The organism is Methylocella silvestris, assembly GCF_002891535.1.
In the GTDB taxonomy this organism is placed as follows: domain Bacteria; phylum Pseudomonadota; class Alphaproteobacteria; order Rhizobiales; family Beijerinckiaceae; genus Methylocapsa; species Methylocapsa silvestris_A.
Genome location: NZ_PDZR01000003.1, coordinates 42,081 through 64,819 on the forward strand (window position 1 = coordinate 42,081; position 22,739 = coordinate 64,819).

At 65.6% G+C, this 22,739-nt stretch carries 17 protein-coding genes, 1 tRNA gene and 1 riboswitch; of the genes, 11 read left to right on the forward strand and 7 right to left on the reverse strand.

Annotation, left to right across the window (positions count from 1 at the left end; genetic code table 11):
* The first annotated feature begins 4 nt into the window (after positions 1–4).
* Positions 5–970, forward strand: coding sequence for a tyrosine-type recombinase/integrase (locus tag CR492_RS04860; protein ID WP_180982428.1), 966 nt, complete (start codon positions 5–7; stop codon positions 968–970).
* Positions 971–1,118: 148 nt separating this feature from the next.
* Here the strand turns inward: CR492_RS04860 and CR492_RS04865 are convergent.
* Positions 1,119–1,193 (reverse strand) — tRNA-Thr (locus tag CR492_RS04865).
* Positions 1,194–1,744: 551 nt separating this feature from the next.
* On the opposite strand from CR492_RS04865, the gene murA reads away from it, so the two are divergent.
* The 4 genes from murA (at position 1,745) to pheS (ending at position 6,701) form a co-directional block, all read left to right on the forward strand.
* Positions 1,745–3,040, forward strand: a complete 1,296-nt coding sequence (gene murA, locus CR492_RS04875) for a UDP-N-acetylglucosamine 1-carboxyvinyltransferase (RefSeq protein ID WP_102842628.1) — start codon at positions 1,745–1,747, stop codon at positions 3,038–3,040.
* Between the two features lie 78 nt (positions 3,041–3,118).
* Positions 3,119–3,613: a DUF2948 family protein gene (locus CR492_RS04880; protein ID WP_102842745.1), complete on the forward strand. Its 495-nt coding sequence runs from the start codon at positions 3,119–3,121 to the stop codon at positions 3,611–3,613.
* Between the two features lie 55 nt (positions 3,614–3,668).
* Positions 3,669–5,483 (forward strand): aminopeptidase P family protein, encoded by a 1,815-nt coding sequence (locus CR492_RS04885; protein ID WP_102842629.1) that lies wholly within the window; start codon positions 3,669–3,671, stop codon positions 5,481–5,483.
* Between the two features lie 135 nt (positions 5,484–5,618).
* The gene (pheS, locus tag CR492_RS04890) at positions 5,619–6,701 is read left to right on the forward strand and encodes a phenylalanine--tRNA ligase subunit alpha (protein WP_102842746.1); all 1,083 of its coding nucleotides are present in this window, start codon (positions 5,619–5,621) and stop codon (positions 6,699–6,701) included.
* Positions 6,702–6,710: 9 nt separating this feature from the next.
* On the opposite strand, the gene CR492_RS21480 is transcribed toward pheS, so the two are convergent.
* Positions 6,711–6,974, reverse strand: coding sequence for a DUF1674 domain-containing protein (locus CR492_RS21480; protein WP_102842630.1), 264 nt, complete (start codon positions 6,972–6,974; stop codon positions 6,711–6,713).
* Positions 6,975–7,276: 302 nt separating this feature from the next.
* On the opposite strand from CR492_RS21480, the gene CR492_RS04900 reads away from it, so the two are divergent.
* Entirely contained in the window at positions 7,277–8,623 is a 1,347-nt protein-coding gene (locus CR492_RS04900) for an RsmB/NOP family class I SAM-dependent RNA methyltransferase (protein ID WP_102842631.1), read from the forward strand.
* Between the two features lie 166 nt (positions 8,624–8,789).
* Positions 8,790–10,499: a heparinase II/III family protein gene (locus tag CR492_RS04905; protein WP_102842632.1), complete on the forward strand. Its 1,710-nt coding sequence runs from the start codon at positions 8,790–8,792 to the stop codon at positions 10,497–10,499.
* 23 nt (positions 10,500–10,522) lie between these two features.
* Here CR492_RS04905 and CR492_RS04910 read toward each other — a convergent pair whose 3' ends face one another.
* The 5 genes from CR492_RS04910 to CR492_RS04930 form a co-directional block, all read right to left on the reverse strand.
* Complete coding sequence (locus CR492_RS04910) at positions 10,523–11,836, reverse strand: AmpG family muropeptide MFS transporter (RefSeq protein WP_102842633.1); 1,314 nt, start codon at positions 11,834–11,836, stop codon at positions 10,523–10,525.
* Between the two features lie 147 nt (positions 11,837–11,983).
* Positions 11,984–12,610 (reverse strand): thiamine phosphate synthase, encoded by a 627-nt coding sequence (locus CR492_RS04915; RefSeq protein ID WP_102842747.1) that lies wholly within the window; start codon positions 12,608–12,610, stop codon positions 11,984–11,986.
* A gap of 10 nt (positions 12,611–12,620) precedes the next feature.
* Positions 12,621–13,418, reverse strand: a complete 798-nt coding sequence (locus CR492_RS04920) for a thiazole synthase (RefSeq protein WP_102842634.1) — start codon at positions 13,416–13,418, stop codon at positions 12,621–12,623.
* Position 13,419: 1 nt separating this feature from the next.
* The gene (gene thiS / locus CR492_RS04925) at positions 13,420–13,617 is read right to left on the reverse strand and encodes a sulfur carrier protein ThiS (protein WP_102842635.1); all 198 of its coding nucleotides are present in this window, start codon (positions 13,615–13,617) and stop codon (positions 13,420–13,422) included.
* Positions 13,586–14,596, reverse strand: a complete 1,011-nt coding sequence (locus tag CR492_RS04930) for an FAD-dependent oxidoreductase (protein WP_102842748.1) — start codon at positions 14,594–14,596, stop codon at positions 13,586–13,588. Before CR492_RS04930 ends, thiS begins: the two co-directional genes overlap by 32 nt.
* Positions 14,597–14,667: 71 nt before the next feature.
* Positions 14,668–14,789, reverse strand: a riboswitch (TPP riboswitch).
* A gap of 158 nt (positions 14,790–14,947) precedes the next feature.
* Between CR492_RS04930 and addB the strand changes: the two genes are divergently transcribed.
* From addB to queE, 4 genes are all read left to right on the forward strand, one after another.
* Positions 14,948–18,079 (forward strand): double-strand break repair protein AddB, encoded by a 3,132-nt coding sequence (addB, locus tag CR492_RS04935; RefSeq protein ID WP_102842749.1) that lies wholly within the window; start codon positions 14,948–14,950, stop codon positions 18,077–18,079.
* On the forward strand, positions 18,079–21,537 hold the full coding sequence (gene addA, locus CR492_RS04940) for a double-strand break repair helicase AddA (RefSeq protein WP_102842636.1): 3,459 nt from the start codon (positions 18,079–18,081) through the stop codon (positions 21,535–21,537). Before addB ends, addA begins: the two co-directional genes overlap by 1 nt.
* Before the next feature lie 99 nt (positions 21,538–21,636).
* Entirely contained in the window at positions 21,637–21,960 is a 324-nt protein-coding gene (gene trxA / locus CR492_RS04945; protein ID WP_102842637.1) for a thioredoxin TrxA, read from the forward strand.
* A 135-nt stretch (positions 21,961–22,095) separates the two neighbouring features.
* Positions 22,096–22,731: a 7-carboxy-7-deazaguanine synthase gene (gene queE, locus CR492_RS04950; protein WP_102842638.1), complete on the forward strand. Its 636-nt coding sequence runs from the start codon at positions 22,096–22,098 to the stop codon at positions 22,729–22,731.
* The last annotated feature ends 8 nt before the right edge of the window (positions 22,732–22,739 follow it).

Genomic DNA, 22,739 nt, shown 5'->3' on the forward strand with positions numbered 1-22,739 from the left:
GCCGGTGGCGCCGACTGTCATCCGCATTATCAAAGAAATCGTCGGGAAATTCGGGACAAGGCGCCTGAACGATATTCGTCCGGACGAATGGCGCGCCTGGGTGGCGCAGCGCCAGGCCGGCAATAAGGCGGCGACCCGCGAACGTTTCGTCAGCGGCGTCGCGGCGTTCCAGAACTTCTGCGTCGCCCACCATAAATTGAAAAAACCCACAAAGTTCGAGCGCGACAAAGCCGCCCGCAATCCGCGGCGCAGGGCGCGCCGGCGCGTCGCCGATCTCAGGCCGGACCTGATCAAACAGCTTTTTGACGCCGCGCATATCTCCTTGCGGGCGCAGCTGGCCGCGGAATGGTCGACCGGGGCGCGGGTCTCGTCCATCCTTTACGGCGCCCGCATCTGCGACGTGATGTTGGCGCCCGGAAGAGAAACCATCACCTTCCGGGAAACCAAAAACGGCGACGATGTCGCGGCCGCGCTGCATCCGACGGCTGCACGGATTCTGAGGGAGTATGTCGACTGGCGGGGCGGCCTCCACGATCGGGAAGCCCCGTTCTTTTTGACATACAAGAGGAAGCCATATGCGGACAACGGCCGCGGAGGCGGCGGCCAGAACAAGACGGCCTTTCTCGCGGCGAAGCGGCGGGCGCGCCGGGCAATATTGGGGCGCGCCTTCGACGAGGCGAAAGGTCTGAAAAGGCGCGGTCGACGCGAGGACGCGCTGAGTGTGCTCTTGAGGGCGCGCGACGACGCAAGACTGCTGCGCCGCCTAACCCAGCACTGGTTCCGGCACCTTCTCGCGACGCGAATGCGTCACGATTTGCGCGCGGCGATGGAGCAAGGCGGCTGGCGCGATGAGCGCAGCATCCTCGGCTATATCCACGATGTGCCAGAAGGGCGGCGCGCCATCGTCACGGCTTTCGAGGACATCGATGCGGAGCCGTCCGTCGCCAAAACGGCAGCAAAACCGGCCTGATCGCGCCAATTCCGGCCGGAACAGGCCGTAAACTCGCGTGTCAAAAACGTGCCAGAATACCTGCAAATTGGTGCGGCGTTCTGCATTCATTCACATAAGACCGCCGCCGCGATATCATGCGAACACTTTTTCAAAACAAAGTGTTAGATGGTGCTGCGAGACAGGATTGAACTGTCGACCTCTCCATTACCAATGGAGTGCTCTACCACTGAGCTACCGCAGCCGACGCTTCGTGGCGCGACGGCTGGCGTATTGCCACAGTCGCGCCGCGCAGGCAAGCCGATCCGTAAAGCCTTGTTTCCGCCAAGGCCGGGCTCTAAAGGTGTCAGCGGCGGCTTCGCCGGGCCTTTGGCCCGCGGCGGCCTCGAAGACGAAGTTCTCAATGCAAGGGCCTTCCGTATGAACAAGGTTCCGGCGCACGGGCCGGGCGAAAACCGCAAAGGCGCGGAGCGTCAGCGCCTTGCCGCGGCGTTGCGCGCAAATCTTGGCCGCCGCAAGGCTCAGGGCAGGGGGCGGCAGGCCGCTGAGGCCGGAAGCGAACAGCAAGACCGCGCGGGAGACGAGGGGGAAGCGATTTCGGAGGCGATTTCGAGAGAGAGCGTCTGCCATTCCGAAGGCGGCGGCGATTGTCCAGGGACAACGAGCTAACGCCTGACGCCGAAAGCGGATCTGCTTTCCTTCCATATTTTGCTAAGCATATTAATCGATCAATTTGATTTGGATCGGATGAAATCCGTAATCAAATGATCCAAGCGGCCGGAAAGACGGGGGATTATGGATCGTATTCGCATTGTCGGCGGCCGGGAGCTGAATGGAGTCATTCAGATTTCAGGCGCCAAGAACGCGGCCCTGCCGCTGATGATCGCCTCGCTCCTGACTGCTGAGACGCTTACGCTCGACAATTTGCCCAATCTCGCCGACGTCAACATGCTCCTGCGCATTCTGGGGCATCATGGCGTCGATCATTCGGTGGACGGCCGCCGCCTCGGCGCGGCGCCCAACGCCAGCCGTCCGGTGCATCTCACCGCGCGCGACATCGTCGACACGACGGCGCCCTATGAGCTTGTCTCGAAAATGCGCGCCAGTTTTTGGGTGATCGCCCCGCTGCTCGCCCGCATGGGCGAGGCGAAGGTCTCGCTCCCCGGCGGCTGCGCCATCGGCACGCGCCCGGTGGACCTCTTGATCATGGCGCTCGAAAAGCTTGGCGCGAGCATCGAAATCGAAGCCGGCTATGTTCACGCCAAGGCGCCGAAGGGATTGCGCGGGGCGGAGATCGCGTTCCCCAAGGTGACGGTCGGCGGCACCCATACGGCGCTGATGGCCGCCTCGCTCGCCCATGGCCACACCCGCATCGTCAATGCCGCGCGCGAGCCCGAGGTGGTCGATCTGGCGGATTGCCTCATCAAGATGGGCGCGCGGATCAAGGGCGCCGGCCAGTCCGTGATCGACATCGAGGGCGTCGCGCGGTTGAATGGGGCGAGCCATCGCGTGTTGCCGGACCGGATCGAGGCCGGCACCTATGCGATCGCGGCGGCCATGGCCGGCGGCGACGTCATGCTGGAGGGCGCGGAGGCGGGGCTGCTGCAAAGCGCGCTCGACGTGCTCGTCGAGGCGGGCGCCACGATCCACGTGGTCAATGAGGGCATCAGGGTGCAGCGAAACGGCGCCGGGCTGATGCCGGTCGATATCGTGACCGCGCCGTTTCCGGGTTTTCCGACGGATCTGCAGGCGCAGTTCATGGCGCTGATGACCAAAGCCAAAGGGCGGTCCCGAATCACGGAGACGATTTTTGAGAATCGTTTCATGCATGTGCAGGAACTGGCGCGGCTCGGCGCCCACATCAGGCTCGAGGGCGACGTCGCCTTAGTTGACGGGGTCGACCGCCTCGAAGGGGCGCCGGTGATGGCGACGGATCTGCGCGCCTCGGTGTCCCTCGTCATTGCGGCGCTGGCGGCCGAAGGCGAAACGATGGTCAACCGCGTCTATCATCTGGATCGCGGCTTCGAGCATCTCGAAACCAAGCTCAGCGGGTGCGGCGCGATCATTGAACGTCTGTCCGGATATAACTAAATCAGGAGTTTGGAGAACGGCGGGAGTGGCGCCATTCTCTCCGGGCCGCGGCGCGGCGCATTTTGATGGATGATGCCGATGAGCGAAATTTTGGCGCCGACGCCGCTTCGGCTGATCGCGCTCGACAAGGAAGACCTCGATATCGTCTCCGCGAATCTGCAGGATGCGCTGGTCCTGGTCGGCGAAATGGCCCTGCTGCCCGATACGCGGCAGTTCGCCTTTCTCGCCTCGCGTTTCGATTGGGTCATGGCGGCGTCGGGACCGCTTGAGCGCTGCCGCGCCGGCGTGCATTTCGACGGCGTCGTCGGCGCCGCCTATTCGGGTTTTTCGCTGAGCGACAAGGCGCGCATCCTCAATCTGCTGCGCGTCTCCTTCAGGGAGACGCAGGCTCCCGCCGGTGAAGTCGACCTTATCTTCTCGGGAGGCTGCGCCGTGCGACTCAAGGTGGAGCGGCTGGAGGCGAAGCTGGGTGATCGCGGCGAGCGTTGGAAAGCATGCGGCCTTCCTGGACATCCTTGCCAGGAGGACACGCAGGACGAGGCTCGCGGCGAGGGGCAAAACGCCCTGGGCTGAGCATTTTGCGCATGGCTCGGTTGCCGGGCGCGCGACTTGCTTCTAGTCTTGCGCTATGTTCGAGAGCGCATTTCAATCCTTTGATGACCTTGCCGACGCAACACAGGGGCCTCCACGCGTCGCCGCGCTGCGTCTGGAACTGCGGCGCCTCGGCCTCGACGGCTTCATCGTGCCGCGCGCCGATTGCCACCAAAATGAATATGTCGCGCCCTCAGAGGAGAGGCTGGCCTTTCTGTCCGGCTTTACCGGCTCGGCCGGAACGGCGATCGTGCTCCGCGATCACGCGGCGGTCTTTGTCGACGGGCGCTATGCGCTCGCGGTGAGAGATCAAGTCGATCTCAGCGTTTTCGAGCCGATTGAGATTGCGCAGACGACCCCCGCCGAATGGCTGGAGCAGACGGTTCGGCGCGGCGCCCGGATCGGCTACGATCCCTGGTTGCATACGCCGGGGCAGGTCGAGCGACTCGCCAAGGCGGTTGAGAGCGCGGGCGCCGTCCTCGTCGCCGTTGAGCCCAATCCGATCGATACGGTGTGGAGCGACCGGCCGACGCCCCCGCTCGGCAAGATTACGCTGCATCCGCGCAAATATGCGGGCGAAACGTCGGCGCGCAAAGTCAGCCGCGTCGCCGCGCTGCTTGCCGGCAATGACGCGCTTCTTGTCAGCGATCCGCATGCGGTCGCGTGGGTCTTCAACATCCGCGGCCAGGATGTGTCCTATACGCCGCTGCCGCTCGCCTTCGCCCTCGTCTTCAAAGCTAGCAAGCCGCGGCTATATATCGACCCGCGCAAGCTTGATGCGCCGCAACGCCGCAAGCTTGAGGCGGTCGCCGAATTGAAGGAGCCGGTCCAGCTCGAGCGCGATCTCGAAGAATTCGGACGCAATGGCAAGAAGCTGCTGTTCGACAGCGCGACGGCTCCGGCAAGGCTTGTTTGCGCTTCAAAGGAAGCGGGCGGCGTCTGCGACATCGGGGCCGATCCGATCGCTCTGATGAAGGCGCGCAAGAATGAGACGGAACTCGCCGGCGCGAGAGCTGCTCATTTTCGCGACGGCGCGGCCGTGACGCGCTTCCTCCACTGGTTCGCCGCACATGCGCGTCACGGCCGGCTAACCGAGATCGACGCAGCCAAGGCGCTGGAGAGTTTTCGACGCGAGACGGGCAAGCTCAAGGATCTTTCCTTTCCGTCGATCGCCGCGGCCGGACCTAACGCCGCCATTCCGCATTATCGTGTCACGAACAGGACCAACGCCCGCATCCGCAACGGGATTTTCCTGATCGATTCCGGCGGTCAGTATGAGGACGGCACCACCGACATCACCCGCACGCTCGCGGTCGGGCGCCCGACCGCGATGATGCGCGATCGCTTCACCCGCGTCCTCAAGGGCCACATCGCCATTGCGCGGGCGGTGTTCCCGAAGGGAACCTCTGGCGCGCAGATTGACGCGTTGGCGCGGCTTGCGCTTTGGCGGGCCGGGCTCGATTTCGATCACGGAACCGGCCATGGCGTCGGCTCCTATCTCTCGGTGCATGAAGGCCCGCAGCGGATTTCGAAAATTGGCTCGACGCCGCTACAGCCTGGCATGATTTTGTCCAACGAGCCGGGCTATTACAACGCCGGCCAATGGGGCATAAGGATCGAAAATCTCGTTATCGTCGAGCCGCGCGCGATCAAGGGCGCCGAGCGTGAAATGTATGGATTTGAAACCATTACGCTGGCGCCGATCGACGCTGCGCTGATCGAGCCGAAACTGCTCGACGCCGAGGAGACCGCCTGGCTCAACGCCTATCATATGCGTGTGCGTCGCCAGCTTTCGCCGCTGCTCGACCCCGAGCGTCGGCGCTGGCTCGCTGCTGCGACGGGGCCGATCTGACGCGCGGCGCATGCTGCGCGCCGTCGCCCGTAAACAGCCAGCGGCGGCCTTGCGCTGAGCCGATGGTTGCGCTTTTCCTGTGCCGCCGCGGGCAAAATGCTCTATGACGGCGGCGCAATCGGAATTTTACCCATCATGGCCGATCTCGAAGACCTGAAAACAGCGCTGTTAAGCGATATTGCGGCGGCTGCGGATGAATCCGCCCTTGAGGCGGTGCGCGTCGCGTCGCTCGGCAAGAAAGGTTCAATTTCCACGCTCCTTTCGGGCCTTGGAAAAATGTCGCCCGACGAACGCAAGACCGAGGGCGCGGCGATCAACACCCTCAAGGAGGCGGTCGCTGCAGCCCTTTCCGCGCGGCGTGGCGTGCTGAAGGACGCGGCGCTCGAAGCGCGGCTTGCCAATGAGACGCTCGACGTCACTTTGCCGGTTCGCCCCCACGGCGCCGCGGCCGGCCGCATTCATCCGATTTCCCAGGTGATGGATGAGCTTGCCGAGATTTTCGCCGATATGGGGTTCTCGATCGCCGAAGGCCCCGACATCGAGACCGACGACTATAATTTCACGAAGCTGAATTTTCCGCCGGATCATCCCGCGCGGGACATGCACGACACTTTCTTCTTTCACCCGGACAAGCAGGGCCGCCGCAAGGTTCTGCGCACGCATACGAGCCCGGTGCAGGTGCGAACCATGCTGGCGCAAAAGCCGCCGATCCGGGTGATCTGCCCCGGCCGAACCTATCGCTGCGATTCGGACCAGACCCACACGCCGATGTTTCATCAGGTCGAGGGGCTTGTCATCGACCGCTCGTCAAATCTCGGCCATCTCAAATGGATTCTCGAGGAATTCCTCAAGGCGTTCTTCGAGACGCCGACGGTCAATCTGCGCTTCCGGCCGAGCTATTTTCCCTTTACCGAGCCGTCGATGGAAGTCGATGTGCAATGCTCGCGCAAGGATGGCGAAATAAGATTCGGGGAGGGGAGCGACTGGCTCGAAATCCTCGGCTGCGGCATGGTGCATTCAAATGTGCTGCGCAATTGCGGCCTTGACCCCGAGATTTATCAAGGCTTCGCGTGGGGCATCGGCATCGACCGGCTGGCGATGCTGAAATATGGCATGCCGGATCTGCGCGCCTTCTTCGAGGCGGATGTGCGCTGGCTGAAGCATTACGGCTTTCGGCCGCTCGATTTTCCGAGCCTCGCGTCGGGCTTGAGCCCATAAGCTGATGGCTCAAAAATCGCTGGCGATGCCCTTGTTTTCCCAATCGCCGTAACGCACGGGCTCCGGCCCGTCGCGGCCGTTGATTTCCTTCGGACGCGGCGCGTCCGCCAGCGCCTTTGCGCGGCGGCGTTCCTCGGCTTCGGCGAGCGCGCGCTGCGCCGCAGGCGGCAGGGCGCGCTGGGGCGCCTCATCGGCCGTCGCCTGATTCGCATCGACGCGGCCTGGATCTGCGGGCCTCGGGGCGTCAGGGCCTGAATCGGGCTTCTCACTCATCGGGCGATCTCGTGTTCTTCATAAATAAGACGTCCCAACCTTCTAAAAGGTTTTGGATTACGGCAAAACCCCCGCGCGGAATCAGGCTGCACATGCTATAAACCGTCAGTCGAACTGCGGCGGTTGATGTTCGGCAATTCGTCTGCTTTGGACTTTGGCCGGCGGCGATTCTTCGCAGGATTGCCCGCAGCCGTCCAACAACGCAGCCATCCAATGGCGGAGCCATAAGTTTGAACGCACCTCCGCGCCGGCCCGACCCACAGCGCAGCCGCAAAGGAGCGCTCCATCGGCCGGGCCAGCCCATGTCCGCGGAAGCGTCGAGGATCGAGGCCGAACGTCACCCGGGGTTGCCCGCCCGTCTTGCCGCCGCGGCCATCCTCAACGATATCGTCGGCAAGGCGCATTCTCTCGAAGACTGCTTTTCGCCCGGCGCCATCCCGTCCCGGCTGCAAGGGCTCGATCCGCGCGACGTGGCGCTGACCCGTTCGATCGTGACCGCCGCTCTGCGCCGGCTCGGCACCATCCGCAAGACGCTTGGCGAATTCCTTGACAAGGGGCTGCCGCGTCCGGTCGCCCACCTCGAATGGACGCTGATCGCGGCTTCGGCGCAGATTCTGTTTCTGGACGTGCCCGATCATGCCGCCGTTGATCTCGCCGTTCGCGCAACCCGGCTCGAGACCAAGAGCGCGCCCTTCGCCGGCGTCATCAACGCCGTTCTGCGCAATATCGCGCGCAGCCGCGACAAGATCCTCGAAGATAGCGATCCGTTCGATCATGATACGCCGCCCTGGCTTGCGGCGCGCTGGCGCAAGACCTATGGCGAGGATCTGGCGCGCCAGATCGCGCGGGCCAATCGCGACGAGCCGACGCTGGATCTCACCGTCAAATCGGATCCCGCGCTCTGGGCGGAGCGGCTTGGCGGGCTTGTCCTGCCGACCGGGTCGGTGCGTCTCCTCACTCATGCGCCGATCGCCGAGCTGTCCGGTTATGCGGAAGGCGAATGGTGGGTGCAGGACGCCGCCGCCGCGCTGCCGGCGCGGCTGCTCGACGCCGCGCCCGGCGCCCGCGTCGCGGATTTTTGCGCGGCGCCCGGCGGCAAGGCCGCCCAGCTCGCCGCGGCCGGCGCGAAAGTTACGGCGATCGACCGCTCGGCGGAGCGCCTGAAGCGGCTTGCCGCCAATTTCTCGCGCCTCCATCTTCACGCGGACGTCGTCGTCGCCGACATTGTCGGCCTCAAGGCGCAGCCGTTCGACGCCATCCTGATCGACGCGCCATGCCTCGCGACGGGAACCATCCGCCGCCATCCCGACATCGCCTGGATCAAGAAGCCGACCGACATCGCCCCGCTCGCACAGGTTCAGGCGCGCATGCTGGACAAGGCGGTCGAGCTGGTCCGTCCGGGCGGCGTCATTGTCTATTGCACCTGCTCGCTGGAGCCGGAGGAGGGCGAATTTCAAATCGCGGCTCTGCTGCGCCGTAATCCGGACGTGCTGCGCTCGAAAATTTCCCCGCATGAGGTCGGCGCCATCGAGGGCGTCATCAACAATGAAGGCGAGCTTCGGACCTTGCCCTGCCATCTTCCCGCCGATGATCCGCGGCTTTCGGGCCTCGACGGATTTTTCGCGGCCCGTTTGGTCCGGCGTGGTTAATAAAGCCGAGAGCTTTTTCCCCCATATTTGATTTTCCGGGATAAGGAGCCGAAAAGTCCCAAGCTTTTCGGATGGGCCAACGCTGTCCCGTCGCAGGGCCGGCGCGTTAAGCCGTTCCCGCTTGGATCATCGTCGTCGAGGCCGCAGACGGCCGGGGGTAGGACTTGTGGCCGGCGCGATTTTGAAGGATCGGCTGCATGTCGCGGGCCTCGTTTTCACGCGGGGCGCCGCGGCGGCGTGGCGTCTTGCCGCGACCCCATGGCGCGCGCTTGCGGGGCTGCGGCAGCGGCCGCCCGAACGGCTGCTGATCGCGCCGCAGGACATCAGAACCAGCGACCCGACCCTCGCCGCCGATATTTACGCCGGCTATTTCGCCTTCGGCGGCAAGATCGTCAACGCGCATGGGCGCTCGCCCTTCGAGCTTGAGCCGCAATCGGATGCCTGGGCGCGCGCGCTCGCCAGTTTCAGCTGGATGCGCCATCTGCGCGCGGCCGATACGGCGATCGCCAAGGCGAATGCGCGGGCGCTGGTCGAGGATTTTCTCGCCGATTTCAGCAAGCCCGGCGCGAACGCCGCCTGGGAGCCGCGCGTCGCGGCGCGGCGGCTGCTCGTCTTTCTCTCGCAGTCGCCGATCATTCTGCATGGCGCCGATCGCGCTTTCTATCGGCGCTTCATGAAGGCGATCGGGCGCACGCAGCAGTTTCTCGAACGCAAGATGGCCGAAGGGCTCGCCGGCGAAGACCGTCTGCTTGTCGCCATCGCGCTGGTGGAGCTCAGCCTCTGCGCCGAAGACGCCGGGAAGTTGCGCCAGCGCGCCGGCAGGATGCTCGCGGAGGAGTTGCAGCGCCAGATTTTGCCCGACGGCGGCCATATCAGCCGCAACCCGCAGATCCTGATCGACCTGCTGCTCGATCTTCTGCCGCTGCGCCAGGCCTATGCCGCGCGCGGCGCCCAGCCGCCGCCGCAGCTTCTCAATGCGATCGACCGCATGATGCCGATGCTGCGGCTGTTCCGCCATGGCGACGGCGCGCTGGCGCTGTTCAATGGCATGGGCGTGACGCCGCCGGAGCAGCTTGCCACCGTGCTCGCCTATGACGACAGTCGGGCGCGGGCGCTGATTAATGCGCCGCATTCCGGCTATCAGCGGCTGGAGGGGCAGGACGCGGTGGTCGTCGTCGACGCCGGCCGGCCGCCGCCGCCAGTGTTTTCGACGCGCGCCCACGCCGGCTGCGCTTCCTTTGAATTTTCGGTCGGGGCGCAGCGTCTTGTGTTGAATTGCGGGGCGCCGGACGCGAACCGCGCCGCCGCGCGCGAGGCGGCGCGCATGACCGCCGCCCATTCGACTCTTGTCATCGACGATCTGTCGTCGTCGCGCTTTGCCTTTCATCTCGGCCTGCGCAAATGGCTCGGGGATGAAATCGTGTCGGGGCCGGAACAGGTCGAGATCGAGCGCCGCGACGAGGCGGCGGGCTCGACGCTCGTCGTCCAGCACGATGGCTATGCGTCGCGCTTCGGCGTCATTTGCCAGCGTCGCCTCGTGTTGCACAAGGACGGCAAATGGCTCGACGGCGCCGACCGCATGGTCGCCGCGACGCCGGGCGAGGCCATTGAGCGGCGCCCCTTCGCAGTGCGCTTCCACATCCATCCCAATGTGCGGCTGAAGCGCGTGCGCGAGGGCCATGCGGTGTTGTGCCTGCTTCCGAACGGGCGTCGCTGGCTGTTCGAGACGCCCTGGATCGCCGAGATCGAGGAAAGCATTTTCTTCGCCGCGCCCGACGGGCCAAGAGCCTGCGCGCAGATCGTGCTCGAGGGCGAGACGCGCGATGGGCTGGAGCTGACGTGGAGCTTTCGGCAGGCGGAGAAGAAGAAGCGGTAGTCCTTGTTTTTGTGCCGCCGCCGTCACGCCGATGCCGCCAGCCGTCCCCTTTTGTGCGTATGCCACAGATACCAGGCAAGCAGCGCCACCGGGACGCCGATCAATGACGTCATGACAAAAAACCACTCAAAGCTGATGCGCTCGATGATGAAGCCCGAGCCGCCGGCGAGGAAGCTGCCGGGCAGGGCGCAGAGCGATGTCAGCAGCGCATATTGGCTTGCCGCATAATCGGTCGAGGTCAGCGACGACATATAGGTGATGAGGACGATCGAGGCGAAGGCGTAGGCGAAACTGTCGATGCTGACAGTGGTCGCGAACAGCCAGAACTCGCCGCCGCCATGATCGCCATGCACGGCGAGATAAGCAAGGCTCAGATGCGAGGCGGAGGCGAAGACGGTCCCGGCGAGAAGGCTCGCCATCATGCCGATCCGCGGCACAACATAGCTCGCGCAAAAGGTGCCGGCCAGCGCAACCCCAAAGCCGAATATCTTCGTGACCGTCGCGATGTCGCTGTCCGAATAGTGCAGGCTCTTGAACAGCGGAATGGCCATCGCGTTCGAGATATAGCCAGGCATCCGAAACCCCGCCACCATCAGGAGGATGAGGATGGCCGGCGGCCCGAGCCGGCGCATCAGATCCTTGATCGGATTGACGATGGTCGCGACGATATCGAGCGGCTCGGAATGCGCAGTCTTGTCCGAGTCCGGTTCGGGCGCAAGCAAAGCGGCGATCATGCCGGGCGCCATCAATGCGGCCATGCAGAGATAGGAGACGCGCCAGCCGAAGGCTGCGGCAAGGTAGAGGGCGCCGGCGCCGGCGGCGAGATTGCCGAAACGCCAGCCGATCTCCGACCAGGACGACATCAACGCCTGCCGCTCTTGCGGCGCAACGGTGATGCGCCAGCCATCGATCGTGATGTCCTGCGTCGCGCCTGCAAAGCCGAGCGCGAGGCTGAAGCCGACCGTCCAGGCGAGCCAATGCGCCGGATCGCCGAAGGCGACGCCGATCAGCGACAACAAGATTCCGATCTGTGACAGCACGATCCAGCCGCGCCGTCGGCCGAGCAGGCGGCTGAACAGCGGCGCGTCGTAGCGGTCGAGAAAAGGCGCCCACAGAAACTTGAATTTATAGGCGAGCGTCAATTCGCTCATCAGGCCGAGCAGGGCGATCGGCACCTGCGCTTCGGAGAGCCACGCCGACTGGGTGATGTAGACGAGCAAAAAAGGGATGCCGGAGCTAAAGCCAAGGCCGAACATCGCGCCGACGGCTCGATCGGAGACGAGATGGCGCAGTCTTATCTTGTTATGCTCGCCAGCCGCTGCGACCTGATCCTGCATGACGGTGAAGCCTCATCTCCAGCGTGGAGGCCGGAGCTTAGCACTCTGATACGACGGGACAGAAATCAGCCCGCCGCCCAGATGGGCGTTGCCGACGTGCTTGAGAGGTTCGGATTTTAGCGAGACGCGCGCGTGCGAAGGAGCGCTTCAACGCGAGGAACCTGCAGATGCGCCGCCGCCGTCGGTCCCGCGCAGCGGTCCGCGCGCCATCGCGGCCCACGCCCGCGCCCGCGCCCGCGGGTCGGCGTTCAGCGTGATGTCGGTCACCACGGCCGCGCTATCGGCGCCGGCCGCGAGCACGCCTCGGGCGCGCTCCAGCGTGATCCCGCCGATGGCGACGAGGGGAATTTTGCCGATGCGCTTTTTCCATTCGCCTATGCGCGCGAGGCCTTGCGGCGCGAAGGGCATCTTCTTCAAAATGGTGGGATAGATTGGGCCAAGCGCGATATAGTCCGGCTCGGTTTCGAGCGCCCGCGCAAGCTCGGCCTCATCATGTGTCGAGACGCCGAGCTTGAGGCCTGCGCGGCGGATCGCTTTCAGATCGGCCGCGTCAAGATCCTCCTGCCCGAGGTGGACAAAGTCGCAGCCGAGGTCGATGGCATGACGCCAATAATCATTGACGACGAGCTGCGCGCCGGCGGCTTCGCACAAGCTTTTGGACCTGATAATTTCTGCGCGCAGAACGTCGTCGGCAAGATCTTTGGCGCGCAGCTGCACGAGTTTGACGCCGCAGGGCAGGAGGCGGGCGATCCAGTCCGAACTGTCGACGATCATATAAAAGCGGTCAAGCACGCTGCGCGTCCGAAAAGGCGCGGCCGATCACCGGCGTCGAGGGCGAGGCCATGTCGCGCGGCTGCATCGGATCGGCGAGGAAGCCGAGCCGCCCGGCCTCGACCGCCAGTGCAAAGGCGCGCGCCATCGCGACCGGATCGCCGGCCTTGGCGATCGCCGTGTTGAGTAAAATCGCGTCGACGCCGAGCTCCATCGCCGCCGCCGCATGGGAGGGGGCGCCAAGACCGGCGTCGACGATCAGCGGCGTAGCCGGAAAATGCGCGCGCAAGGCGCGAAGGCCATAAGGATTGTTGAGGCCGCGCCCGGTGCCGATCGGCGCGCCCCATGGCATCAACACCTCGCAGCCGGCGGAAAGGAGCTTTTCCGCGACGACGAGGTCTTCGGTCGTGTAGGGGAAAACCTGGAAGCCGTCGCGGGCCAGAATCTGCGCCGCCTCGACAAGGCCGAACACGTCGGGCTGCAGCGTATCTTCCTCGCCGATGACCTCGAGTTTGATCCAGCGCGTGTCGAACACCTCGCGCGCCATCTCGGCTGTGGTGACGGCCTCCTTCACGGTGCGGCAGCCGGCGGTGTTCGGCAGGACGCGCACGCCAAGTTCGCGGATCAGCGCCCAGAAATCCTCGCCGGCGCGGCTCGCCCCCGACTCGCGGCGCAGCGACACGGTCACGATCTCGGGCTGGCCCGACAGGATCGCGGCGGCGAGGATCGCGGGGGAGGGATATTGCGCCGTGCCGACAATGAGCCGCGACAACATCGAGACGCCATAGAGACTGAGCGTGTCCTGCGCCAACTTAGCCTCCTTGCCTCGGGCTCACAATTTCCACCGCGTCGCCTTCCTTGATCTTCGTTTGCGCGCGCTGGGTCTTGCGCACGAAATCGCGGTTGAGCGCCGTCGCGACATGACCTTCATCATAATCAAGCTCGTTCAGGAGCGCTGCGAGCGTCGTCGCGGCGACCTCAAGCGTCTTGCCGTTCACTTCGATCTTCATGCAATATCTCCGCAGCGTCGGCGCCGCGCAACGCGACGTCGACAGCCCGCATCGCCAGCGCTGGCGCCAGCAGAAAGCCGTGCCGGTAAAGGCCGTTCATATGGATGGTTCGATTGTCGAGTCTTATGCGCGGAAGGTTGTCGAAAAAGGCCGGCCGCACCCCAGCGCCTGTCTCGACGATCTCGGCTTCCCCGAAGGCGGGATGGACGGCATAGGCCGCGCCGAGCAGTTCGAGCATGGCGCGCGCGGTCACGCGGCCCGCCTCATGGTTTTCGATCATGGTCGCGCCGATCATGAAGCGCCCATCGCCGCGCGGCACGATATAGACCGGATTGCGCGGATGGATCAGCCGCACGGGGCGCGACAGCCGCACCTCTTTGGTGAAGAGGACGAGCATCTCGCCCTTGACGCCGCGCAGATCGGGCAGGGCGTCCTTCGCGTCAAAGCCGCGGCAATCGATCGTCCAGTCGACGTCATCTTCCGCCTGCGCGGCGTCGACGCCAAAACGAAGCGCCACATTGTCCATTGCCTTGAGACGATCAAACAGGGCGGCCACAGCCGCACGCGGATCAAGATGCGCCTCGCGCGGAAAGAACAGCGCGTCATCGAAACGGCCGGCAAGATCGGGCTCAAGCTCGGCGATCCGCGCCGCGCCGATCCGCTCGAATTCGCGCGTGCGCCGTGAAAAGCGCGTCAGCTCGGGCCGGTCGCGGGCAGGGGCGATCACGAGCGAGCCGCGCTTCAGCGCGACCGGGACAATTTGCGTCCAGTAATTGAGCGATTCGATCCCCAGATCGACGACGAGAGGCTCGGCGCTCTCGGCCTCGCACCAGGGGGCGATCATGCCGCCGGCCAGAAACGAGCAGCCAAGCCCGGGTCCTTCGCGGCGCTCGACGAGTTCGACGAAGCAGCCGGCGCGCGCAAATTCAAGCGCCGCGGTAAGGCCCGCAACGCCGGCGCCGATCACACGAATGCGCAGAGGCTTCATCGGCGCGCGCCCGTGGCGAAGGTGCGTCTGCCGAGATAACTGCGGAGCCAAAGGTTGGGAAAAAACATGGATCTCACCATCCCTACGCCAGTGCGAGCTGGATCAGGTTCGAAGGGTCGCGGGGCCGCTCTCATGAGCGTCGCCAGCCTCTCAGCCCCCTGACGGGGATCCCCTAGGTGTGGCTAGAGGTAGACCCGCGCGAGAGCGTCGTCAAGGCGCGCCGATTGCTCCTCCCGGCGGAGGGTCCACCGGCAAAGCGCTTGTGGATAAGCGGCGGCGGCCGGATAGGATGGCGGGCCGGCGCGCCTCATGATGGCGCACGCGCCGCGACCGGACGGACCTTTGACCAAAAAGAACGTCTTCACCATCGCGCCCGGAGCGCCATTTCTGAGAACCTTTGCCGGGGCGTTTCTGAATGGAGACGTCGTCGAAGGGTTTTGCTCCAGCGAAAATCCGCTGGAGTTGGCCGACGTGACGATCTATGTGCCGACGCGCCGCGCCGCCCGCGCGCTCACGGATGAATTTACGCGCGCGCTGCCGGCGAAGGCGGTGCTGCTGCCGCGCATTCTGCCGCTCGGCGCGCTCGATGAGAGCGAGACGGAGCTTCTTTTCGAGGATGGCGGGGCGAATGAGTTTTCGTCTCCCCTCGAACCGCCGCTCGCGATTGGCGAGATCGACCGGCGCATGCAGCTTGCCGAACTGTGTCTCTCCTGGTCACGACTCTTGCGCCACGCCATCGTGCGCGTCGGGGCCGACGGCGCCCGCGTCTTCGACGAGCGCGAATCGCTGCTCGTCGGCGCGACCGCCGCCGACGCCTGGGGGCTCTCCGGCGACCTCGCGCGGCTGATCGACGAGTTGATCATCGAGGATATCGACTGGGGGCGTCTCGATCCGCTCGGCTCCGAGGGGTTCGACGATTATTGGCGCATCACGCTTGATTTTCTCCAAATCGCGGTCACGCAATGGCCGCATATTCTGGAGCAGCGCGGCCTTGTCGACCGGGCGCGGCGTCAGGTCTCGCTGATCGAGCGGCAGAGCCTCGCCTTGCGCGAGGCGCCTCGGCGCGGTCCCGTGGTCGCGATCGGCTCGACGGGCTCCAACCGGGCGACCGCGCGGCTGCTTGACGCCATCGCCAGCGCGCCGCGCGGCGCGATCGTGCTGCCGGGTCTTGACCTCAAACTTGACGAGGCGGCCTTCGCCCTCGTCGCCCGGTCCGCTGACGAAGGCGAGCCGGCCTTCACCCATCCGCAGGCGGCGTTGTGCCGGCTTTTACGCGCCCTCAATATCAGCCGCGAAGAGGTGAGGCCCCTTGGCGCGCTGACGAAGGCGCAGGAGGCGCGCGAACGTTTCATCTCCGAGGCGCTGCGCCCGGCGGAGGCGACCGACGCCTGGATCGCCTACCGGCAGGCGATCGATCCTGCGCTGCTCGACGAAGCGCTGGCCGGCGTTGCTCTCATCGAGGCTTTGGACGAACGCGAGGAAGCGCTGGCCATCGCCATCGCCATGCGACACGCGCTGGAGCGCCGGGAGGGAACGGCGGCGCTGGTGACGCCGGACCGCGAACTGGCCCGACGCGTCGCCGCCGAACTGCTGCGCTGGGGCATCCGCGTCGAAGATTCGGCCGGAGAGCCGCTTGGCTCCAGCGAGGCCGGACTGCTGGCGCGGCTCGTCGCCGCCTGCGCCGCCGAAGACATGAGCGCGGCCAGCGTCGCCGCGCTGATGGCGCATGGCGCGCTTCGTCTTGGGTTTTCACGTGAGGAGATCGCGCGGCTCCGCCCGTTGCTCGAGATCGGCGTGCTCCGCTCGGCGGCGGGCGCGAAGCTGCGTGATCCCGCGCAGGCAATCGAACTGGCTGCGGCGCAGGCGGACGGCCCGCACGCCCATCCGGCGCAGAAGCGCATATTTCCACGTGAATCCGACGCATTGCGCGGGCTTCTTCAGCGGCTGGTGACCGCCTTGCGGACCATGCTCGACGCCGGAGGCGAGCGCGACCTCGGCTTCTGGGTCGAGGCGCACCGAACCGCGCTCGCGGCGATCCGCGGCGGCGAGTCCGAAGTGGAGGATTGGGGCGAAGACGATGCGTCTCTGGCCGCTTTGTTCGAGGAGCTTGCCCTCAGCGCGACGCCGGAAATGCGGTTTGACGCCGAGGCCTATCAGTTTTTTTTCGCCGCCGTGGCTGGCGAGGCGCGCCTCAACGCCCCCGGCCGGACGCATCCGCGCCTGAAAATCCTCGGCCTCCTCGAAGCGCGGCTGATGGATGCCGATGTGATGCTGCTCGGCGGCCTCGATGAGTCGGTCTGGCCGCCTCAGGCGCGCGCCGACGCGTTCTTGAACCGGCCGATGCGGGCGGCGCTCGGCCTCTCGCCGCCAGAACGCAAGCTTGGCCAGACCGCGCATGATTTCGTGCAGGCGATGGGCCGCGAAAAGGTCATTTTGAGCCGGGCCGCCAAGCGCGGCGGCGCGCCGACGGTCGCCTCGCGATTCATCCAGCGCCTGGCCGCGCTGGGAGGCGCAGCCTGGACCGCATGCGCCTTGCGCGGCAAAACCTATCTCGATCTGGCGCGGCTGATCGACCGGCCCGCCGACCCGCAAGAGCCGCTGCGGCGGCCGGAGCCAAGGCCGCCGGTTTCGCTGCGCCCGAGCCGGCTCAGCGTCACGAAAATCGAGACGCTGCGGCGCGACCCTTACGCAATCTACGCCGAGACAATTTTAAAGCTGCTTCCGCTCGATCCGATCGGGCGCACGCCGGGGCCGGCCGAAACCGGCAGCGCGATCCACGCCGCGATCGAAGCCTTCACCGTATCGTTTGGGCCGGGGCCGCTGCCTGCGGGCGCGCGGGAGACTTTGCGCGCTCTGCTGCTCAAGGCGCTGGAGGACAATCTGGCCGATCCCGGCTTTGCCGCCTTCTATGTCCCGCGACTGGAGCAGATGATCGATTTCTACATGGGTTTCGAGGCGTCGCGGCGGGGGGCGCTCGACGAGATCAGTACCGAGGCCGCCGGCAGACTCGATTTTTTCCTCGCCGACGGCTCGCCCTTCGCTTTGACCGCGCGCGCCGACCGCATCGAGCGGGCGGCGAGCGGCAAACTCAGCCTGATTGACTTCAAGACGGGAACGCCGCCGGGGATCAAGGAAATCGAGGTCGGCTTTGCGCCGCAGCTGACGCTTGAGGCGGCGATGGCCAAGCGCGGCGCCTTCGGTCCTGCGTCGATCGGCGAGATCGAAGCGCTTTACGTCAAGCTTAACGGACCCGGCGGCGGCAAAATCAAACCGGTCGCATTCAAACAAAGGACGCTTGCAGACGTCGCGGACGAGCACTTCGCCAATCTTCTCGAACTGCTGAGCCAATTCCGCGATCCGGATCGCTCCTATCCGCCGCGCCCCTTTCCGAAATTCGCAAAGGCCTACAACGCCTATGATCACCTCGCCCGCGTCAAGGAATGGTCGGCTGGCGGCGAGAGCGAGGACGGCTGATGGACCTCGCCGCGATCTCGCCGCAGACGCTGCAAAAGCAGCGCGAAGCCTCCGACCCCGCCGCCTCGGTTTGGGTCTCAGCCAACGCCGGTTCGGGCAAGACCCATGTGCTGGCGCAGCGCGTGGTGCGGCTGCTGCTGCAGGGAACGCCGCCCTCAAAAATTCTCTGCCTGACCTTCACCAAGGCGGCCGCAGCCAATATGTCGATGCGCGTCTTCAACACGCTCGCGCGATGGACGGCGCTCGAGGATCCGGACCTGAGGCGGGCGATCATCGCGACTGGCGCGCCAGTTCCGGACCGGCACGCGATGCGCGAGGCGCGAAAGCTGTTCGCGCGTACGGTGGAGACGCCGGGGGGCCTAAAAATCCAGACCATCCACGCCTTCTGCGAAAGGCTGCTGCATCTCTTTCCATTCGAGGCGAACGCGCCTTCGCGCTTCGAGGTCGCCGATGAGGAGCGCCAGGGCGAACTTCTCGCCCGCGCGCGCAACGACGTTCTCGGCGACGCCGCAGCGACCGATCACGAGCTTAAAGCGATCGTCGACAAAATTGCCGGGGAATGCTCCGAATATGGTTTTGCGGGGTTGCTCGAACAGGCGCTCAACCTTCGCGCGCGGCTGCGCGAGGCGTGGCCGAAGGATCACGAGACCGTTCTGCGCAAGGCGCTCGATGTCGCGCCGGGCCGCGACGTCGCGGCGATCAGGCGAGAGATGCTGGAGGGCGGGATCGCGCCTTCGCGCTGGAGCGAACTGGCGGCGTTTCTCGAAACAGGAAGCAAAGCCGATTGCGACAGGGCGGCGGATTTCCGCGACGCGGCGGCGCGTCACGCCGCTGGCGACAGCGAGGGGAGCCGCAACGTCTATTTTCAGATCTTTTTCACCGAAAAAGGTGAGAAAGCCAAAAGGCTGCTGACCAAGGGCCTCGCGGCGAAAAATCCTGCCATCGAGGCGGAGTTCTACGCCGAACAGGAGCGTCTCGATCGGCTGCGGGCCGAGGAAAAATCAGCCGCGACGCTGGAGCGCTCGGCCGCGCTCGGACGGCTCATTGATGCGATCTTCGCGCGCTATCAAAAACTCAAATATGAGCGCGTCATTCTCGACTTTGACGATCTCGTGGCCAAGACGCTGACGCTGCTGGAGCGCTCCGACGCGTCCTGGGTGCTCTACAAGCTCGACGCCGGCATCGACCATATTCTGATCGATGAGGCGCAGGATACGAGCGAGGCGCAATGGCGCATTCTTGACGGGTTGATGGCCGATTTCGCCGTCGGCCATGGCCGCAATCTTGCCCCCCGCACCTTCTTTGCGGTCGGCGACGAAAAGCAGTCGATCTTTTCGTTTCAGGGCGCCGCGCCGCATATGTTTCATGAGATGCAGCGCAAATTCGAAAGCAAATTCACAAGGGGCGGCGAGCGTTTCGAACATGTGCGGCTGACCCATTCGTTCCGCTCGGCGGCGGGCGTCCTCGGCGCCGTCGATAGCGTCTTTGGCCGGCCGGAGAGCCAGAGCGGGCTGGTCGCGCCGGCCGACGTCTGGATGGGGCATGAGCCCCTGAAGACCAGCCTTCCGAGCCTTGTCGAAATCTGGCCTTCGGTCGGCGCCGGCGCCAAGGCCGAAAACAGCGATTGGCGCCTGCCGCTCGATTTTCGCGATGAGAGCGATCCGCCGAGCCGCGTCGCCACGCGCGTCGCCGAAAAAATCGCGCAGCTGATCGCCCCTCGCTCAGGCGAGCGCGTCCATGACGACGAGAGCGGCGCCTTGCGGGCCGTCCGCGCCGGCGACATTCTCATTCTCGTGCGCACGCGCGGACCTTTCTTTGAGGCGGTGATCCGGGCGCTGAAGCAAAAGGGCGTTCCGGTCGCAGGCGCGGACCGGCTGAAACTTGGCGAACATATCGCCGTGCAGGACCTCGTCGCCGCCGGCCGCGCCGCCCTCCTGCCGGAGGACGACCTCAACCTCGCCGCGGTGCTGAAGTCGCCGCTGATCGGGCTCGACGACGACGATCTCATCGCCTTGGCGCCGGGGCGCCCCGGCAGCCTTTTTGCGGCCCTTCTCGCCTCACCCGATCCGCGCCTCAAGCCGGCGCGCGAGACGCTCGGCCGATGGCGCGCGCGCGCCGCCGCGCGGCCGTTCGCTTTCTACGCGAGCCTGCTTGGCGAGGATCAGGGCCGGCGCGCCATTGAGGGCCGGCTCGGCGTCGAGGCGGTCGACGCCGTGGACGAGTTTTTGCGGCTGGCGCTCGCTCATGAGGCCGAGCCAGCGCCCTCGCTCGCCGGATTCCTTGCCGATTTCGAGACCGTGCAGCGCCAGGTCCGGCGCGACATGGAGAGCGGCGGCGAAGTCGTCCGCGTCATGACGGTCCATGCCGCCAAGGGGCTTGAGGCCAAGATCGTTTTTTTGCCCGATACCTGCGGCGGCCTCTCCGCGCAACACGATCCGAGCGTCTTCGCGCTGGAGGAGACCCACCTTGGCGCAGCGCCAGTGGTCTGGTCGCCGCGGAAGGCCGAGGATTGCGAAAAGGCGGCGGCGGCGCGAAAGCGTCTGCGCAAGCTCGCCGAGGATGAATATCGCCGCCTGCTCTATGTCGCCCTGACGCGCGCCGAGGAGCGGATCTATATCTGCGGCTTTCACGGCGTCAAAAAGCCGCCGGAGCTTTGCTGGGCGAATATGATCGAGGCGACGCTCGCGCCGACCCTGCAGCGGGCGCCGGCGTTCTGGAACGCCGAGGAGTTTGTGCTTCGGGCTGTCGCGGCGGGCGCTGATCTGGCGGTTCATGAGTCCGCGGCCGCTGCGCCAACAGAGATCGTCGTCGCTCCGCAGTGGCTGTCGCGCCGGCTTGATCTGCTGGACGAGCCGGCGGCGCCGATCCGTCCGTCGAGCGCGCTCGCCGCCGCTGACCGCCGCGGGGACGCCGCGGGCCGCCGTGAGGCGCTGCAGCTTGGCTCGCTGACGCATACCTTGTTGCAATATCTCCCCGATCAGCCGGTCGAAGCGCGCGCGCGCGCGGGGCTGACCTATCTCGCCGCGCGGGCGCAGAGTCTCGACGAAGCCGCCCGTGAACGTCTCCTTGAGGCGGCTCTGGCGGTCATCGCGGCGCCGCGGCTTGCGCCTTTGTTCGGCCCGGGCTCGAAGGCCGAGGTTGCCGTCGCCGGCAAGATCGCGCTGCCGGGCGGCGCTTTGGTCGATGTCGTCGGCCGGATCGACCGGTTGGGACTGTCTGAGGGAGAGGTTTGGGTCGCCGATTTCAAGACCGGCGCGCCGCCGCCGCCGGGCGCGATCCCGCAATCCTATCTGACGCAGATGGCGCTCTACCGCGCGGCGTTGCGGCCGCTTTGGCCGGAGCGGCGAGTGCGCATGATCTTGATCTTTACGGAAGGGCCGCAAATCATCGAACTGACTGAGGCGGCCCTCGACGCGGCGCTGGCCGCTGTGGCTGCGGCGAAAGGCGCGGCTCCTTGACGGGGCGACGGCGTCTTCCTACGTTGAAGTCCGAATCTGGCGGGAACTGTCCCGCCGCAGGGCGGGCGCGCCTGTCGTCGCCCCAAACGAGAGTTGCCTATGTCGACGACCGTCAAAGTCACCGATGCGAATTTCAAGAGCGATGTGGTCGGCGCCGGCGGCCCGGTCGTGGTGGATTTCTGGGCCGAATGGTGTGGCCCCTGCAAGATGATCGGCCCGGCGCTCGAGGAGATCGCTGAAGAACTGAAGGGCAAGGTGACCATCGCCAAGCTTAACGTCGATGAGAATCCAGGCGTCGCCGGCGCTTATGGCATTCGCAGCATCCCGACCCTGATGCTGTTCAAGGACGGCAAGATGACCTCGACGAAAGTCGGCGCCGCGCCGAAGGGCGAGCTGAAAAGATGGATCTCCGAGGCGATCTGACCTTCGGGTCGCCAATGATCTTCGTCGCCGGATCGGGCGGTTGTTGAAGATCATGCTTTGAAAAGCGCGCTTCTTCCGTCAAAAGGACCTCGCGAGAGGTCCTTTTTGCGTTAAGGGCCGCGGTTGGGGACAAGCATGGGCCGCTATGCGGTGAAGGAGATTTTTCCGACCCTGCAGGGGGAGGGCGCCCAGGCCGGGCGCGCCGCCGTGTTCTGCCGCTTTGCCGGATGCAACCTCTGGTCGGGACGCGAGCAGGACCGCGCCGCCGCGTCCTGCCCCTTCTGCGACACCGATTTCATCGGGACCGACGGGACAGGCGGCGGCGTTTTCGCCGGCGCCGATGATCTCGCCGGCGTCATCGAGGCGGCCTGGCTTGGCGGTCCCGGCGGGCGCTATGTCGTCTTCACCGGGGGCGAGCCCTTGCTGCAGCTCGACGAGCCGCTGATCGCAGCCGTTCACGCCCGCGGCTTTGAAGCGGCGGTCGAGACCAATGGCACGCTTCAGCCGCCCGCCGGCGTCGATTGGCTCTGCGTCAGCCCCAAAGCCGGGGCGCCGATCGTCGTGACGGCCGGCTCCGAACTCAAGCTCGTCTATCCGCAGGATGATCTTTTGCCTGACGCTCTAAGCGGCCTCGATTTCGCGCATTTCTGGCTGCAGCCCATGGACGGCGCCAATGTCGAAGCCAACACCAAGGCGGCGGTCGCCTATTGCCTCGCCCATCCCGATTGGCGGCTCAGCCTGCAAACCCACAAGCTCATCGGCATCCCTTAAAATAGAGC